At 72.0% G+C, this 16,053-nt stretch carries 14 protein-coding genes; 10 read left to right on the top strand and 4 right to left on the bottom strand.

From position 1 onward, the window contains the following. Positions 1 to 10: 10 nt before the first annotated feature. On the bottom strand, positions 11 to 1,339 hold the full coding sequence (gene aroA, locus ACIQ9G_RS11285) for a 3-phosphoshikimate 1-carboxyvinyltransferase (RefSeq protein WP_403608244.1): 1,329 nt from the start codon (positions 1,337 to 1,339) through the stop codon (positions 11 to 13). A gap of 220 nt (positions 1,340 to 1,559) precedes the next feature. Beyond that, the gene (locus tag ACIQ9G_RS11280; RefSeq protein WP_403608243.1) at positions 1,560 to 2,282 is read right to left on the bottom strand and encodes a M50 family metallopeptidase; all 723 of its coding nucleotides are present in this window, start codon (positions 2,280 to 2,282) and stop codon (positions 1,560 to 1,562) included. 50 nt (positions 2,283 to 2,332) lie between these two features. Here ACIQ9G_RS11280 and ACIQ9G_RS11275 point away from each other — a divergent pair, with 50 nt between their 5' ends. The 10 genes from ACIQ9G_RS11275 (at position 2,333) to ACIQ9G_RS11230 (ending at position 12,487) form a co-directional block, all read left to right on the top strand. Then, entirely contained in the window at positions 2,333 to 3,187 is an 855-nt protein-coding gene (locus ACIQ9G_RS11275) for an SOS response-associated peptidase (RefSeq protein ID WP_403608242.1), read from the top strand. A 1-nt stretch (position 3,188) separates the two neighbouring features. Next, a complete protein-coding gene (locus tag ACIQ9G_RS11270; RefSeq protein ID WP_403608241.1) occupies positions 3,189 to 3,863 on the top strand; it encodes an alpha/beta family hydrolase in 675 nt (224 codons plus the stop codon). Between the two features lie 257 nt (positions 3,864 to 4,120). Then, positions 4,121 to 4,804, top strand: a complete 684-nt coding sequence (gene sigR, locus ACIQ9G_RS11265; RefSeq protein ID WP_403608240.1) for an RNA polymerase sigma factor SigR — start codon at positions 4,121 to 4,123, stop codon at positions 4,802 to 4,804. After that, positions 4,801 to 5,112: a mycothiol system anti-sigma-R factor gene (rsrA, locus tag ACIQ9G_RS11260; protein ID WP_403608239.1), complete on the top strand. Its 312-nt coding sequence runs from the start codon at positions 4,801 to 4,803 to the stop codon at positions 5,110 to 5,112. The genes sigR and rsrA overlap by 4 nt, the downstream gene beginning before the upstream one ends. Positions 5,113 to 5,240: 128 nt before the next feature. Continuing rightward, the gene (locus ACIQ9G_RS11255) at positions 5,241 to 6,581 is read left to right on the top strand and encodes an HD-GYP domain-containing protein (protein ID WP_403608801.1); all 1,341 of its coding nucleotides are present in this window, start codon (positions 5,241 to 5,243) and stop codon (positions 6,579 to 6,581) included. Beyond that, the gene (locus ACIQ9G_RS11250) at positions 6,578 to 7,816 is read left to right on the top strand and encodes an HD-GYP domain-containing protein (protein WP_403608238.1); all 1,239 of its coding nucleotides are present in this window, start codon (positions 6,578 to 6,580) and stop codon (positions 7,814 to 7,816) included. Before ACIQ9G_RS11255 ends, ACIQ9G_RS11250 begins: the two co-directional genes overlap by 4 nt. Positions 7,817 to 7,921: 105 nt before the next feature. Beyond that, positions 7,922 to 8,902: a tetratricopeptide repeat protein gene (locus ACIQ9G_RS11245; RefSeq protein ID WP_392191212.1), complete on the top strand. Its 981-nt coding sequence runs from the start codon at positions 7,922 to 7,924 to the stop codon at positions 8,900 to 8,902. A 90-nt stretch (positions 8,903 to 8,992) separates the two neighbouring features. Continuing rightward, the gene (def, locus tag ACIQ9G_RS11240; protein ID WP_403608237.1) at positions 8,993 to 9,643 is read left to right on the top strand and encodes a peptide deformylase; all 651 of its coding nucleotides are present in this window, start codon (positions 8,993 to 8,995) and stop codon (positions 9,641 to 9,643) included. Positions 9,644 to 9,986: 343 nt separating this feature from the next. Further along, on the top strand, positions 9,987 to 11,078 hold the full coding sequence (gene cyc1, locus ACIQ9G_RS11235; RefSeq protein ID WP_403608236.1) for an epi-isozizaene synthase: 1,092 nt from the start codon (positions 9,987 to 9,989) through the stop codon (positions 11,076 to 11,078). Further along, positions 11,075 to 12,487, top strand: coding sequence for a cytochrome P450 (locus ACIQ9G_RS11230; protein WP_403608235.1), 1,413 nt, complete (start codon positions 11,075 to 11,077; stop codon positions 12,485 to 12,487). The genes cyc1 and ACIQ9G_RS11230 overlap by 4 nt, the downstream gene beginning before the upstream one ends. 87 nt (positions 12,488 to 12,574) lie before the next feature. Here the strand turns inward: ACIQ9G_RS11230 and ACIQ9G_RS11225 are convergent, their stop codons facing one another. Together ACIQ9G_RS11225 and ACIQ9G_RS11220 are read right to left on the bottom strand one after the other, a co-directional pair. Then, positions 12,575 to 13,594, bottom strand: a complete 1,020-nt coding sequence (locus tag ACIQ9G_RS11225) for a ribonucleotide-diphosphate reductase subunit beta (protein WP_403608234.1) — start codon at positions 13,592 to 13,594, stop codon at positions 12,575 to 12,577. Then, complete coding sequence (locus tag ACIQ9G_RS11220) at positions 13,594 to 15,957, bottom strand: ribonucleoside-diphosphate reductase subunit alpha (RefSeq protein WP_403608233.1); 2,364 nt, start codon at positions 15,955 to 15,957, stop codon at positions 13,594 to 13,596. The genes ACIQ9G_RS11225 and ACIQ9G_RS11220 overlap by 1 nt, the downstream gene beginning before the upstream one ends. Positions 15,958 to 16,053 lie beyond the last annotated feature (96 nt).

Raw genomic sequence — 16,053 nt, 5'->3', positions numbered from 1 at the left:
GGCGGTGTCCCTATGCCCCGAGCATCCCGGTCCACAGCTCGGGGAAGTCCGGCAGGGTCTTCGCCGTCGTCGCCACGTTCTCGATCTGCACGCCCTCGACGGCCAGGCCGATGATCGCGCCGGCCGTCGCCATGCGGTGGTCCTCGTAGGTGTGGAAGATGCCGCCGTGCAGGCGGCGCGGGCGGATGTGCAGTCCGTCGGCGGTCTCCGTCACGTCACCGCCGAGCTCGTTGATCTCCTTGGTCAGCGCGGCCAGCCGGTCGGTCTCGTGCAGCCGCAGGTGGGCCACGCCCCGCAGCGTCGAGGGCGAGTCCGCGAGGGCGGCGACGGCCGCGATGCCCGGGGTCAGCTCGCCGACCTCGCTCAGGTCCACGTCGATGCCGTGGATCGCGCCCGAGCCGGTGAACCGCAGGCCGTACTCGGTCAGTTCGCAGGAACCGCCCATCTCGGTGAAGATCTGCCGCAGCCGGTCGCCCGGCTGGGTCGTCCGGGCCGGCCAGTCCGGGATGACGACCTTGCCGCCGGTCACCAGGGCCGCCGCCAGGAACGGCTGCGCGTTCGACAGGTCCGGCTCGACGGTCAGGTCACGGCCGAGCAGGGCGCCGGGCGTGACCCGCCAGACGTTCGGCTCGCCGCCCGACTCCGGGGTGTCCACCTGCGCGCCGACCGCGCGCAGCATGTCGACGGTCATCCGGATGTGCGGCATCGACGGCAGTGCCGAGCCGACGTGGCGGACCTCGACGCCCTGGTTGAAGCGCGGGCCCGACAGCAGCAGGGCGCTGACGAACTGGGACGAGGATGAGGCGTCGATCTCCACCGGGCCGCCGTCCAGCGCACCGCTGCCGTGCACCGTCAGCGGCAGGGCGCCGCGGCCGTCGTCGTCGATCCGGGCGCCGAGCACGCGCAGCGCGTCGATGACGCCGTGCAGGGGGCGCTCGTAGGACCGGGGGTCGCCGTCGAAGCGGATCGGGCCGTCGGCCAGGGCGGCGACCGGGGGCAGGAAGCGCATCACCGTGCCGGCGTTGCCGACGTCGACCGTGGCCGGACCGTGCAGGCCCGCGGGGATGACCCGCCACGCCTCGCCGGAGCCGCCGCCGGAGGAGCTGGAGGACACCGTCTCCTCGATGCCGACGCCCATCGCGCGCAGGGCGCCGGCCATCAGCAGGGTGTCGCGGGAACGCAGCGGGCGGCGCAGCCAGCCGGGCTCCGAGGCGAGCGCGGCGAGCACCAGGGCGCGGTTGGTGACCGATTTGGACCCGGGCACGTGGACCGTCGCGTCGACGGCTCCGCTCGCGTGCGGGGCGGGCCAGAGGGCGGTGTGTGCGGGGTTAACGGCCATGGTCCCCACTTTAGTGGCTGGCGGCGGCCGCAAATCCTGAGCAAAGGCGCCGAAACCGCGGCGAAGCACCGGCGTGGAACATGCCGCGCACATATGCGCCATGGACACCTTCGCGCTCCCTCAGCCCGCACGACCACCACCGGCACCTACGGCCCGGAGGCCCCGTCCGCGCGCCCTCGCTCCTCCGCCCGCGCTTCCGTCCCCCTCCCTCCGTGCTCCCTCATCCCTCCAGCAGCCAGCGGCCGCCGCCGATCAGGGAGCACAGCGACACGGCGTGGAAGAGGAACAGCCACAGGGCGGCCGGCACGTTCGTCAGCCGCGAGAGCTGGTCCGCGTCCGAGTCCCCGGCGCCCCCGCGGGCCCGCTTGGCCTGGAGCTCGAAGGCCGGGCGCACCCCGCCGAGCAGCAGGAACCACACCACCGCGTAGGCGAACGCGGCCTGCACCTGCGGCCCGGCCAGCCACGACACCAGCACGAAGGTGCCGCCGGTCACGAGCACGGTCAGCGCCCCGTAGGCGTTGCGGATCATCACCAGCATCGCCACCAGCAGCGCCGTGGCCAGCCACAGCAGCAGCGTGATGTGCCCGGCGGACAGCAGGGCGGCGCCGCCGAGGCCGAGCAGCGGGGGAGCGGTGTAGCCGGCGGCGGCGGTGAGGATCATCCCGATGCCGTGCGGTTTGCCGCGGCTGACCGTGAGGCCGCTGGTGTCGGAGTGCAGGCGTATGCCGGTGAGGGTGCGGCCGGTGAGCAGTGCCACGAGCCCGTGGCCGCCCTCGTGGGCGATGGTGATCGCGTTGCGGGAGACGCGCCACAGGGTGTGCGGGACGACCATGGCGAGCGCGGCGACCACGGTGGCGATCACCACCCACAGGTCGGGGTCGGGCTGGATGCCGACCAGGCGGTCCCAGAGGTCGGGCAGCGCTATCGAGGCGGTGCTGTCCATGTTTCCCGGTGGCTCCCTGTCGTGGAACGGAGTCTGGCAGTGTGGCACGCATGTGCGGACGGTATGCAGCGAGTCGCCGACCCGAGGATCTCGCAGGCGTCTTCGGGGCCGAGGTGGGGGTACCCCCTGTTCGAACGGAGTCGGAAACCCGGGGGAGGGAGGCGGAGGAGACCTTCGCGCCCGATTACAACGTGGCTCCGACCAAGGAGGTCCACGTGGTCCTGGACCGCCCACTGAAGGACGCGGGCGACGGGCGCCCGGTTCGGCAGCTGCGCAGGCTGAGGTGGGGTCTCGTGCCGTCCTGGGCGAAGACCCCGGAGGGCGCGGCCCGGATGATCAACGCGCGCGCGGAGACCGTGCACGAGAAGCCGTCGTACCGCCGCGCCTTCGCCGCCCGGCGCTGCATCCTGCCCGCCGACGGCTACTACGAGTGGGTCACCGGCGATCAGGAGCGCGAGCTGGAGGTCGAGGGCAGGCGGAAGCGGCCCCGCAAGCAGCCGTACTTCGTGACCCCGGCGGACGGCTCGGTGTTCGCCATGGCCGGGCTCTACGAGTTCTGGCGGGACCGGACGCTGCCCGACGACCATCCGCGGGCCTGGTGGGCGACCTGCTCGGTGATCACCACGGAGGCGGAGACGGCGCCGCTGGCGGTGGCCCCGGCCGAGGGACCGCGCACCCTGGCCGGCATCCACCCGCGGATGCCGCTGATGCTGACGCCGGACCGCTGGGACGCCTGGCTGGACCCGGCGCGGACGGACCCCGGCGACCTGCGTCCGCTGCTCGCCCCGCCGCCCGAGGGGCTGATGCGCGCGTACCCGGTGAGCACGGCCGTCAGCAACGTCCGCAACAACGGGCCGGAGGTGCTGAAGGAGCTGGCGGCCCCGGAGGAGGGCACACTCTTCTGACGTGAGCGATGCGACCGGCGTGAACCACGAGAGCAGCGGGACGGACGAGACCGTCGAGACCGTCGAGACCGACGCCGGGACCGCCCGCGTCACCTGGCACCGGGCCGGGAAGGCGCGCCTCGTCCTCGCCGTCGGCCACGGCGCCGGCGGCGGCATCGAGGCGCGGGACCTCCAGGCACTCGCCCGGACGCTGCCCCGGCACGGCGTGACCGTGGCGCTGGTCGAGCAGCCCTGGCGGGTCGCCGGGAAGAAGCTCGCCCCCGCGCCCAGGACCCTGGACACCGGCTGGCGCGGCCTGTGGCCCGCGCTGACCGCGCCCGGCCTGCCGGTGGTCTCCGGGGGCCGCAGCGCGGGCGCGCGCGTGGCCTGCCGTACCGCGACGGAACTCGGCGCGCGCGCCGTCCTGGCCCTGAGCTTCCCGCTGCACCCGCCCGGCAGGCCGGAGAAGTCCCGGGCCGGGGAACTGCTCGGCGCCGGGGTGCCCACCCTCGTCGTCCAAGGGGGCAACGACCCGTTCGGGAAGCCCGGGGAGTTCCCGGAGGGCGACCACGAGCTGATCGAGGTGCCGTACGCCGATCACGGCTTCGCCGTGCCGAAGCGGGCGGACCTCACCCAGGACCGGGCCCTGGAGATCATCACCGAGGGCGTCGCCCGGTGGAGCGCGTCACTCGGATGACGGCGGGGAATGCCGGGCCGGGGGCCGCTGTTGAGGCGGACGTGAGTGCTGGTGACCGGCACCGTCGTCGTGGAGAGGAAGTCCGCCGCATGGGTTCGACCGTATGCCCGAGCCGCAGCAGCCGCACTGACCTGGAGTGGACGGTGCTGCACGCGGCCAGGACCGGCTCCGTTCGAGCGGCGGGCGGACCGGATCGTCGTCTATCCTCCGAAACGAGTGGGACAGCTTTCGGTGGTCCTGCGACATCGCTTGAGGAGGTGGGTCCGGTTCCCGGTACCGACGCAGGGACCGACAACGGCCAGGCGGAGCTGCCCGAGGGCCAGAGCACGGGCGCGGAGTCGACCGCGGAGCGCAGTGCGCGCTTCGAGCGGGACGCGCTCGAATTCCTCGACCAGATGTATTCGGCCGCGCTGCGCATGACGCGCAACCCGGCCGACGCCGAGGACCTGGTGCAGGAGACGTACGCCAAGGCCTACGCGTCCTTCCACCAGTTCCGCGAGGGCACCAACCTCAAGGCGTGGCTGTACCGGATCCTGACCAACACGTTCATCAACTCCTACCGCAAGAAGCAGCGCGAGCCCCAGCGCAGTGCGGCCGAGGAGATCGAGGACTGGCAGCTCGCCCGCGCCGAGTCGCACATGTCGACCGGCCTGCGCTCCGCCGAGTCGCAGGCGCTCGACCACCTGCCCGACTCGGACGTGAAGGAAGCCCTCCAGGCGATCCCCGAGGAATTCCGCATCGCCGTCTATCTCGCGGATGTGGAGGGCTTTGCGTACAAGGAGATCGCGGACATCATGGGGACACCCATCGGTACGGTGATGTCCCGGCTGCACCGGGGCCGCCGGCAACTGCGCGGCATGCTCGAGGACTACGCCCGCGAGCGCGGCCTGGTCCCGGCCGGTGCCGGAGAGTCGGACGAAGCGAAAGGCTCGGGCTCATGAGCTGCGGAGAGCCGCACGAGACGGACTGCAGTGAGGTACTCGATCATCTGTATGAGTTCCTCGACAGTGAGATGCCGGACGTCGATCGCACGAAGTTCGAGCAGCACTTCGAGGAGTGCTCGCCGTGCCTGGAGAAGTACGGCCTGGAGCAGGCCGTGAAGAAGCTGGTCAAGCGGTGCTGCGGTCATGACGACGTGCCCGCCGACCTGCGCGCCAAGGTGATGGGCCGGCTCGACCTGATCCGCTCCGGCCAGTTCGGGCCCGAGCGGGACGTGGCCACGGCGCCCGTCACTCCCCGGGAGTCCTGACCTTCCGAGCGGCCGCGCTCCTGCCGTCATCACTCGAACGTGCTAATCCGCGGGTTATCTGCCCGCGGACGCCCCCCTGCTCGTCCTAGGCTCGCTGACCGTGGACACGCATGACCGGGGAGGGCGTCATGGAGGCGGTTCCGCCACGAGCCCGTGCGTACGTCGTCTGCGTCGCCCTCGCGGCCCTGCTGTGCCTGCTGCCGCTGCCCCTGCTGCGCACGCCCTGGTGGGCGGTCCTCCTGCTCGCCCTGGTGTACGCGGGCTGCGAGGAACTCGCCCGGCGGCGGTTCGGCGGCACCTTCTACCCGGTGCTGCTCGCCGCCGCCTTCCTGCTCCCGCCGCCCGCCGCCGCGTTCGTCCCCCTGCCCGCCGCCGCACTCGTCCCGGCCGGCCGGCGGCCCGAGGGGCTGCGGCGGACTTGGCGGGCGGCCCAGCTCGCCGTCGCGGTCTGGGCGGCCGCCCGGGTGCACTGGGGGCTCGGCGGCCGGGACGCCGTCGTGCACTCCGACTTCCCCTACGTCCTCCTGCCCGCGGGCGCCGCCGTGCTGGCGTTCTGCCTGGTGCTGACCGTGCTGGACGGCTGCATGCGCGCGCTCGCGGTGGGCGTGGCGCCCGCCCCGCTCGGGCAGCGCGGGGCCGCACCGGCCCGGCGGGCCTGGAGCGGGCTGTTCCTGCGGTCCTTGGCGCCGGTCGGGGTGCACGGACTCGCGGGGCTCATGATGGCCGTGCTGTGGCGCAGCCCGTACGGGCCGGTCGCCGCGCTGCTCGTACTGCTGCCGATGTGCGTGTCCTGGTGGGTGTACGCGCAGTACCACCGCGAGCGGGCCGCCCACCGGGCGACGATCCGGGCGCTGGTGCAGGCCGTCGACATCAAGGACGGGTACACGCGCGGGCACAGCGAACGGGTGGGCCAGGCCTCCATGATGATCGCGCGCGAGCTCGGGATGGACGACGAACGCGTCGAGGTGCTCCGCTTCGCCGGGATCCTGCACGACGTGGGCAAGCTGGGCGTCCCCACCCGGCTGCTGCGCAAGGACGGCCCGCTGACCCCCGAGGAGCGGCGGGTGATCGAACTGCATCCCGAGTACGGGCACGAGATGGTGCGGGGGATCTCCTTCCTCGGGGAGGCCCGGTCGGCGATCCTGCACCACCACGAGCGGCTGGACGGCAGCGGCTACCCCTACGGGCTGACGGGCGGCCAGATCCCCGAGTGCGCCCGGGTGGTGGCCGTCGCGGACGCCTTCGACGCGATGACGTCCACCCGGTCCTACCGCCGGGCCCGGCCGGTCGGGTCCGCGCTGGAGGAGCTGGAGCGGTGCGCCGGGGCCCAGTTCGACCCGCGGATGGTCACGGCGCTGGTGCGCGCCCTTGGCAGGCACGGCTGGCACCCGGCGGTCACGGCGGGGGACGACACGCCCGCCGGGGCGCCGGCGCCGCCCGCTCCCGGCCGCCAGGAAGCGCGCCGATGAGCCGTCCGTCCCCGACCGCCCCCATCCGCGGCTGCGCCTTCCTGCTCGCCCTCGTCTCCCTCGCCGTCACCCTCCTCACCGGCCTCCACGAGCGCGGGGCCGCCCTCGCCTTCGGGGCGCTGGTGCTCCTCGGGGAGCTCACCCGGTGGACGGGCGAGGGCGTCCGGGAGGCCGCGCCGCTCGGGGCCGCCGGGGCGCTGTCGTACGCGCTGCTGGGCGAGGACGCCGGCCGGCCCACCCACCACGGCGCCTTCCAGGTGGTCGCGGTCGTGCTCGCCGCCTCGCTGCTCGGCAGCGTTCCGCACATCGCGCGCGGGCACAGCCCGACCCTCGACCACCTGGCGCGGCGCACGCTCACCGTCTCCTTCACGGCGGTCTGCTTCCAACCGCTGTACGGCGTGGGAGTGTTGCGGGCGTGGGGCGGCCCGGCGTACGCGCTGGTGCTGCTCGCGCTGCTGGTGCTCAGCGCGCTGTGCGACGCCCTGCTCGCCGCGGCGCTGGCGCACGGCCGTACCGGCTGGCCGTTCGGTCCGCTGCTGCGGGAGGAGCTGCGGGGCCTGCTCGGGATCGGGTCGGCCGTCTGCGCGACCGGCGCGGTGATGGCCCTGGCTGTCGCCGTGGCCGGGCTGTGGGCGCTGCCGGTCTTCTCGCTGCCGCTTCTGCTCACCCAGCTGTCCCTGCGCCGGTACGCCGCCGTGCGCACCACCTACCGGCAGACCATCGCCTCCCTGGCCCGGGCCACCGAGGTCGCCGGATACACCCCGGCCGGGCACGCCCGGCGCGTCGCCGCGCTCAGCCGGGCCGTCGGGCGGGACCTCGGGCTGGCCGGGCCCGAGCTGACCGTGCTGGAGTACGCGGCGCTGATGCACGACATCGGGCAGCTCAGCCTGGTCGACCCGGTGCCCGCGGGGGCCACCGCCGGGCTGCCCGCCGAGGAGCAGCGGCGCATCGCGCTGCTCGGCGGGGCTGTCGTCCGGCAGACAGGGGTGGACGCGGCGGTCGCGGTCGTGGTGGAGCGGCAGGCGGACCCCTGCCGGGACCAGCCGCTGCCGGCCCGGATCGTGCGGGCGGTGAACGCCTACGAGGAGAAGGCACGGGACGCCGGGCCCGGCGGGCCGCTCACGGCGCTGGAGGAGCTGCGGCTGGGCACCGCGGGCGACTACGCCCCGGAAGTGGTCGAAGCGCTGGCCCGGGTAGTGGCCCGGGACTGTCTGACCTTGCCCGTCCCGGGGTAACCCATGGGTAATGAGCGACCTTCCGACCGTACGTGGTTGGATGCGAAGGAGAGCGTGTCCGGGGGCATGAGCCAGCCCACAGAACGGAACTGGCAGGCGGGAATCGTGAGGATCTTCGGCAAGGGACGGCACCGGCCCTCCGCCTCCTGGCGGCAGGCCACCGACCGGGCTTTCACCCTGATCGGCGACGGTCGGTACGAGGACGCGGGCGCGTTGCTGACGCGCGCCGCCGATCTGGAGCCCTGGCTGTCGGAGTCCTGGTTCAACCTGGCCCTGCTGCACAAGTTCCGGCACGACTGGGAGCAGGCCAGGGCGGCGGGTCTGCGGGCCGTGGCGCTGCTCGAGAAGGAGACCGGGGCGCCCGACTGGTGGAACGTGGGCATCGCCGCCACCGCCCTGCAGGACTGGCCGCTGGCCCGGCGCGCCTGGCAGGCGTACGGGCTCCGGGTCCCCGGCGGCGCGACCGCCGCGGAGGAGCCGGCGGGCATGGAGCTGGGCAGTGCGGCGGTGCGGCTGTCGCCCGAGGGCGAGGCCGAGGTGGTCTGGGGGCGCCGGCTGGATCCGGCCCGGATCGAGGTGCTGTCCATCCCGCTGCCGTCCTCGGGGCGGCGCTGGGGCGAGGTCGTGCTGCACGACGGCGTGCCCCACGGGGAGCGGACCACCGCCGTCGGTCACACCTACCCCGTCTTCGACGAGATCGAGTTGTGGGCGCCCTCGCCGGTGCCGACCTGGGTGGTCCTCCTGGAGGCCGCCACGGAGGCCGACCGGGAGGCCCTGGAGCAGCTCGCCGCCGACGCCGGCTTCGCCGCCGAGGACTGGTCGTCGTCCGTGCGGCTGCTGTGCCGGATGTGCTCGGAGTCACGGATGCCGTCCGACGAGGGCGACGGGGTCCACCTCGACCCGCACGACCACAGCGAGCCGGGGCACCCGGGGCCGCTCGGCCACCGCACCGACGGGCAGCTGTGGGTGCCGGAGCGCGAGTGCGGGATCGCGGCGCCGGCCGCGCTGGTGCGGGGGCTGCTGGACGGCTGGGTGGCCGACAGTCCGGACTCGCGGGACTGGCGGGACCTCGAAGAGGTCTGTTAGCGCACGTCCACCGGACAGGGAGCGGCCGCGGACCCCTTTAGGCTGTACTGGCAGAGATTCCCCAGGCTTGCAGGAAGGCACACGTCGGTCATGGCGCAGCAGGACACCGATCAGCAGCACGCGGGCGTGCTCCCCGTCGACGACGAGGGGTTCGTCGTCGACACGGAGGACTGCGAGGAGCGCGAGACGGCGTGGCGCGAGCGCGGCACCTCGCGGCCGATCACGGTCGTCGGGAACCCGGTGCTGCACAAGGAGTGCAAGGACGTCACCGAGTTCGGCGAGGAGCTCCAGCAGCTGGTCGCGGACATGTTCGCCAGCCAGCGCACCGCCGAGGGCGTGGGCCTGGCCGCCAACCAGGTCGGCGTGGACCTGAAGGTCTTCGTCTACGACTGCCCGGACGACGAGGGCGTGCGGCACGTCGGCGTCGTCTGCAACCCGAAGCTCGTCGAGCTGCCCGCGGACCGGCGCCGCCTGGACGACAGCAACGAGGGCTGCCTGTCGGTGCCGACCGCCTACGCGCCGCTGGCCCGCCCGGACTACTCCGAGGTCACCGGGCAGGACGAGAAGGGCAACCCGATCCGGGTGCGCGGCACCGGCTACTTCGCGCGCTGCCTGCAGCACGAGACCGACCACCTCTACGGCTACCTCTACATCGACCGGCTCTCCAAGCGCGAACGCAAGGACGCGCTGCGGCAGATGGCGGAGAACGAGCCGCGCTACCCCGTGGTGGCCAACGACTGACGCGGTGGTCGACGGCCGACGTGGCCGTCAACTGCTGAGATACAAAACACCCGTTGGGGTGAAAGGGCTCTGTCCCCGTGACGCCCGGCCGGTCACCGTCGGCCGGGCGTCGTACGTGCGTGCGCGCGTGAGTGCGTCGCGCATTCGATCCTTTGTGCGCTTCTGTCGATTCATATTCAGACACACAAGGGGATATTCTCGGCACCGCGGGGTAGCGAGTGGGCCAAATCCGTTCCCAGAACGGTCAGTTGTGGTGCTGAATGGGAGTGCGGGGATACGCGACGGCGCGCGCCGGGCACGACGACAGGGGCGGGCGCCACCGGCGGCTGAGAGGGGTTTGTTCGTGCCAGCTTTCCCACACAGCACCACATCGACATCGACTTCTGCAACGGTCGCAGTCCCACCTTCGCTCGCTCTCCCGGTGATCGAGGCCGCGTTTCCCAGGCAACTGCACCCGTATTGGCCCCAGCTCCAGGAGAACACCCGGCGTTGGCTGCTCGAAAAGCGGCTCATGCCGGCGGACAAGGTGGCGGAACACGCCGACAGCCTGTGCTACACCGATCTCATGGCGGGGTACTACCTCGGTGCCCCCGACGAGGTCCTGCAGGCGATAGCGGACTACAGCGCGTGGTTCTTCGTCTGGGACGACCGTCACGACCGCGACATCGTGCACGGCCGGCCGGCCTCCTGGCGGCGGCTCAGGCGCGCGCTGCACGCGGCTCTGGACTCACCCGGAGACCATCTGCACCACCGGGATCCCCTGGTCGCGGCCTTCGCGGACAGTGTGCTGCGGCTGTTCTCGTTCCTGCCGCCGACGTGGAACGCCCGCTTCGGCCGGCACTTCCACGCGGTGATCGAGGCCTACGACCGGGAATTCGTCAACCGCACCGAGGGAATCGTGCCGACGGTCGGGGAGTACCTGGCGCTGCGCCGGCTCACCTTCGCGCACTGGATATGGACCGATCTGCTGGAGCCGGGCGTGGGCGTCGAACTCCCGGACGCCGTGAGGAAGAATCCCGCATATCGGCGCCCGGCGCTGCTGAGCCAGGAATTCGCCGCCTGGTACAACGACCTGTGTTCGCTGCCCAAAGAAATCGCGGGCGACGAGGTGCATAATCTCGGAATCAGTCTCGTCAAGCACGAGGGAATGACACTGGAAGAAGCGGTCACGGATCTCAGGCGCCGCGTCGAGCAATGCATCTCGGAATTCCTCGAAGCGGAAGAGGCGGGATTACGGTTCGCCGACGGCCTCGCGGACGGCACGGTGCGGGGAAAGGAACTCGGTGCCGCGGTGCGGGCCTGTCTTGGCAATATGCGGAACTGGTTCAGTTCCGTCTACTGGTTCCACCACGAGTCCGGCCGGTACATGGTCGACAGCTGGGACGACCGGTCCACGCCCCCGTACGTCAACAACGAAGCGGCAGGTGAGAAATGACCGTCGAGTCATCCCCCGAGTTCCCGGCTTCGATGGAGGCGGCGCCCCCCGCGCCCGAAGCCCCGTCCACGACGGCGTCCCCGCTGCGGGAGCCGCCCCTCGCCGGTGGCGCGGTACCGGCCCTCGGCCACGGTCTCGCCCTCGTCCGCGACCCGCTGGCCTTCATGGCCCAGCTGCGCGACCACGGCGACGTCGTCAGGCTCCGGCTCGGCCCGAAGACCGTGTACGCCGTCACCGCGCCCGCCCTCACCGGCGCGCTGGCGCTGAGCCCCGACTACATCATCGCCGGCCCGCTCTGGGAGTCCCTGGAGGACCTGCTCGGCAAGGAGGGCGTGGCCACGGCCAACGGCCCGCTGCACCGGCGCCAGCGGCGCATCATCCAGCCCGCCTTCCGGCTCGACGCCATCCCCGCCTACGGGCCCGTCATGGAGGAGGAGGCGCACGCGCTGGCCCGGCGCTGGAAGGCCGGGGAGACCATCGACTGCACCGCGGAGTCCTTCCGCATCGCGGTGCGGATCGCGGCCCGCTGCCTGCTGCGCGGCGCGTACATGGACGAACGCGCGGAGCGGCTGTGCGGGGCGCTCGCGACCGTCTTCCGCGGCATGTACCGGCGGATGGTGGTCCCGCTCGGGCCGTTGTACCGGCTCCCGCTGCCGGCCAACCGCGATTTCAACCGCGCACTGGCCGATCTGCATCTCCTGGTCGACGAGATCGTCGCCGAGCGCCGTGCATCCGGTCAAAAGCCGGACGATTTGCTGACGGCATTGCTTGAGGCGAAGGACGAGAATGGTGAGCCCATCGGGGAGCAGGAGATCCACGACCAGGTCGTCGCGATACTCACCCCGGGCAGTGAAACCGTCGCGTCCACGATCATGTGGCTGCTGCAGGTGCTCGCGGAACACCCGGAACACGCGGACCGGATCCGCGCCGAGGTCGAATCCGCGACCGGTGGTCGACCGGTCGGATTCGACGACGTCCGCAGGCTCACGCACACCAACAATGTCATCGTCGAGACGATGCGTTTGCGGCCGGCCGTCTGGATTTTGACGCGGCGGGCGGTCACGGACACGGAACTCGGTGGCTATCACATTCCGGCCGGAGCTGACATCGTGTACAGCCCGTACGCCATCCAGCGCGATCCGCGCTCGTATGCCGACAACCTGGAGTTCGACCCCGACCGGTGGCTTCCGGAACGCTCCAGGGACGTGCCGAAATACGCCATGAGCCCGTTCAGCGTGGGCAACCGCAAGTGTCCCAGCGACCACTTCTCGATGGCGCTGCTGAGTCTTGTCACGGCGGTGGTGGCGACCCAATTCCGCCTGGAGCAGGTGCCCGGGTCGAGCGACGCGACCCGGGTGGGCATCACACTGCGCCCGAACCGGCTGATGGTGAGGGCCCTGCCGCGGTGACCGTGCCGCGGTGCCACCAGGAGTCCCCGAAGGCACCCAGGAGACCAGGAGGGAGGCGGGGCCCTCGGCCGGCACCCACCGAGGGGATCAGAAGTCCTCGTCCAGATCGACGGTGCCCTCCACCGCCACCTGGTACGCCGAGGGGCGCCGCTCGAAGAAATTGGTCAGCTCCTGAACGCCCTGCAGCTCCATGAACGAGAAGGGGTTCTCCGAGCCGTACACCGGAGCGAAGCCGAGGCGGGTGAGGCGCTGGTCGGCGACGCACTCCAGGTACTGCCGCATGGAGTCGGTGTTCATGCCGGGGAGGCCGTCACCGCACAGGTCGCGCGCGAACTGCAGCTCGGCCTCGACGGCCTCCCGGAGCATGTCGGTGACCTGCCGGCGCAGCGCGTCGTCGAACAGTTCCGGCTCCTCCTTGCGGACGGTGTCGACGACGTCGAAGGCGAAGGACATGTGCATCGTCTCGTCGCGGAACACCCAGTTGGTGCCGGTCGCCAGGCCGTGCAGCAGGCCCCGGCTGCGGAACCAGTAGACGTAGGCGAAGGCGCCGTAGAAGAACAGGCCCTCGATGCACGCCGCGAAGCAGATCAGGTTGAGCAGGAAGCGGCGGCGGTCGGCCTCGGTCTCCAGGCGCTCCAGCTTCTCGACCTCGTTGATCCACTTGAAGCAGAACTCGGCCTTCTCCCGGATGGACGGGATGTTCTCCACGGCCGCGAAGGCGGCGGAGCGGTCGTCCGGGTCGGGCAGGTAGGTGTCCAGCAGCGTCAGATAGAACTGGACGTGGACGGCCTCCTCGAAGAGCTGCCGGCTCAGGTAGAGCCGTGCCTCGGGGGAGTTGATGTGCTTGTAGAGGGTCAGCACCAGGTTGTTCGCCACGATCGAGTCGCCGGTCGCGAAGAAGGCGACCAGACGGCCGATCAGGTGCTGCTCACCGGGAGTCAGCCGCGCGAGGTCGGCGACGTCGGAGTGGAGGTCGACCTCCTCCACGGTCCAGGTGTTCTTGATGGCGTCCCGGTAGCGCTCGTAGAAGTCCGGGTAGCGCATCGGACGGAGCGTCAGCTCGAAACCGGGGTCGAGCAGGTTCTGGGATCGGGCGGTGCTGGGCATCACTGGCAGGCCTCGCAGGACTCGGGGTTCTCCAGGGAGCAGGCCACGGCGTCCGCGGGGGCCGGCTGCTGGACGGGGACGGGGGTCTGCGCCCGGGCGGCGCGGGCGATCCGCGTCGCCGGACGGGAGCGCAGGTAGTACGTCGTCTTCAGGCCCTGCTTCCAGGCGTAGGCGTACATCGAGGAGAGCTTGCCGATGGTCGGCGTCTCCATGAACAGGTTCAGCGACTGGGCCTGGTCCAGGAACGGGGTCCGGGCGGCGGCCATGTCGATCAGGCCGCGCTGCGGGATCTCCCACGCCGTGCGGTACAGCTTCCGCACGTCCTCGGGGATCCAGGCGAAGTCCTGCACCGAGCCGCCGGAGTCGCGCAGCGCCTCCCGGGTGCGCGCGTCCCACACCCCGAGCTCCTTGAGGTCCCGCACCAGATAGGAGTTGACCTGGAGGAACTCGCCGGACAGCGTCTCGCGCTTGAAGAGGTTGGAGACCTGCGGCTCGATGCACTCGTAGACACCCGCGATCGACGCGATGGTCGCGGTCGGCGCGATGGCCAGCAGCAGCGCGTTGCGCATGCCGACGGCGGCGATCCGCTCGCGCAGGGCCGCCCAGCGCTCCGGCCAGTTGAGCTCGACGCCGAAGTGGTCGGGGTGCAGGACACCCTTGGCGGTACGGGTCTTGTCCCAGGCCGGCAGCGGGCCGTCGCGCTCGGCGAGGTCGGCGGAGGCCTCGTACGCGGCGAGCATCACGCGCTCGGCGATACGGGTGGACAGCCGCCGGGCCTCCGGCGAGTCGAAGGGCAGACGGAGCTTGAAGAAGACGTCCTGAAGCCCCATCGCGCCGAGGCCCACCGGACGCCACCGGGCGTTGGACCGGCCCGCCTGCTCGGTCGGGTAGAAGTTGATGTCGACCACGCGGTCGAGGAAGGTGACGGCGGTGCGGACGGTCTCGTCCAGCCGCTCCCAGTCGATGCCGCCGCCCGTGACGAAGGCGCCCAGGTTGACCGAGCCGAGGTTGCAGACCGCCGTCTCCCCGTCGTCGGTGACCTCCAGGATCTCCGTGCACAGGTTGGAGGAGTGGACGACGTGGCCCGGCTCGGCCGTCTGGTTGGCGGTGCGGTTGGCGGCGTCCTTGAAGGTCATCCAGCCGTTGCCGGTCTGCGCGAGGGTGCGCATCATCCGGCCGTACAGGTCCCGGGCGGGCAGCGTCCTGCGCGCCAGCCCCGCCTCCTCCGCCCTGCGGTAGGCCGCGTCGAACTCCTCGCCCCACAGGTCGACCAGCTCCGGCACGTCGGCCGGGGAGAACAGCGACCACTGCCCGTCCGCGTCGACCCGGCGCATGAACTCGTCCGGGATCCAGTGCGCGAGGTTCAGGTTGTGCGTACGGCGGGCGTCCTCGCCGGTGTTGTCGCGCAGCTCCAGGAACTCCTCGATGTCGGAGTGCCAGGTCTCCAGGTAGACCGCGGCCGCGCCCTTGCGCCGGCCGCCCTGGTTCACGGCGGCGACCGAGGCGTCCAGGGTCTTCAGGAACGGCACGATGCCGTTGGAGTGCCCGTTGGTGCCGCGGATGAGGGAACCGCGCGAGCGGACGCGGGAGTAGGCGATGCCGATGCCGCCGGCGTGCTTGGAGAGACGGGCGACCTGGTGGTAGCGGTCGTAGATGGAGTCCAGCTCGTCCTTGGGGGAGTCGAGCAGGTAGCAGGACGACATCTGGGGGTGCCGCGTACCGGAGTTGAACAGGGTGGGCGAGGACGGCAGGTAGTCGAGGCGGCTCATCAGGCCGTAGAGCGCGGCGACTTCGTCGGCGGACCGGATGGTGGCGTCCTCCGCCAGACCGGCGGCGACCCGCAGCAGGAAGTGCTGGGGCGTCTCGATCACCTTGCGGGTGATCGGGTGCCGGAGCAGATACCGGCTGTGCAGGGTGCGCAGGCCGAAGTAGCCGAAGCGGTCGTCGGCCCGCGGGTCGGCCAGCGCGTCGAGCCGCTCGGCGTGCAGCCCTGCGAACTCGGCGGTCCGGTCGGCGATCAGGCCCTCCCGGTGGCCGACGGCGATGGACTCGGTGAAGCGGGTGACGCCCTGTCCGGCGGCCTCGGCGCGGATGCCGATGGCCAGCAGCCGGGCGGCCAGCCGGGAGTAGGCCGGGTCCTCGGAGATGAGACCGGCGGCCGCCTCCGTGGCCAGCTCGCGCAGTTCGGCCTCGTCGGCGCGCGCCGACCGTCCGCGCAGCGCGGCGGCGGCCACACGGCCGGGGTCGGCGTCGGGGAGATCGGCGGTCAGCCCGGTCAGGGTGCGCAGCAGCGCGGCACCGGGGCCGTCGGTGTCGGTCTCGGCCGGTGTCGCAGAGGCCGGATCGGCCGGCGCGATGGTCACGTGGGGCTCTCCCTCGCTCGCACGGGGGGCCTCGCCGAGGGCAGGGGGCAGCACACGAGCGCACGGGGCGTCGCGTCCACCGGCCCATTCCACGAG

This window comes from Streptomyces sp. NPDC096152 (assembly GCF_044763235.1).
Classification (GTDB): Bacteria; Actinomycetota; Actinomycetes; order Streptomycetales; family Streptomycetaceae; genus Streptomyces.
This window is presented reverse-complemented; position numbering and strand designations above follow the sequence as displayed.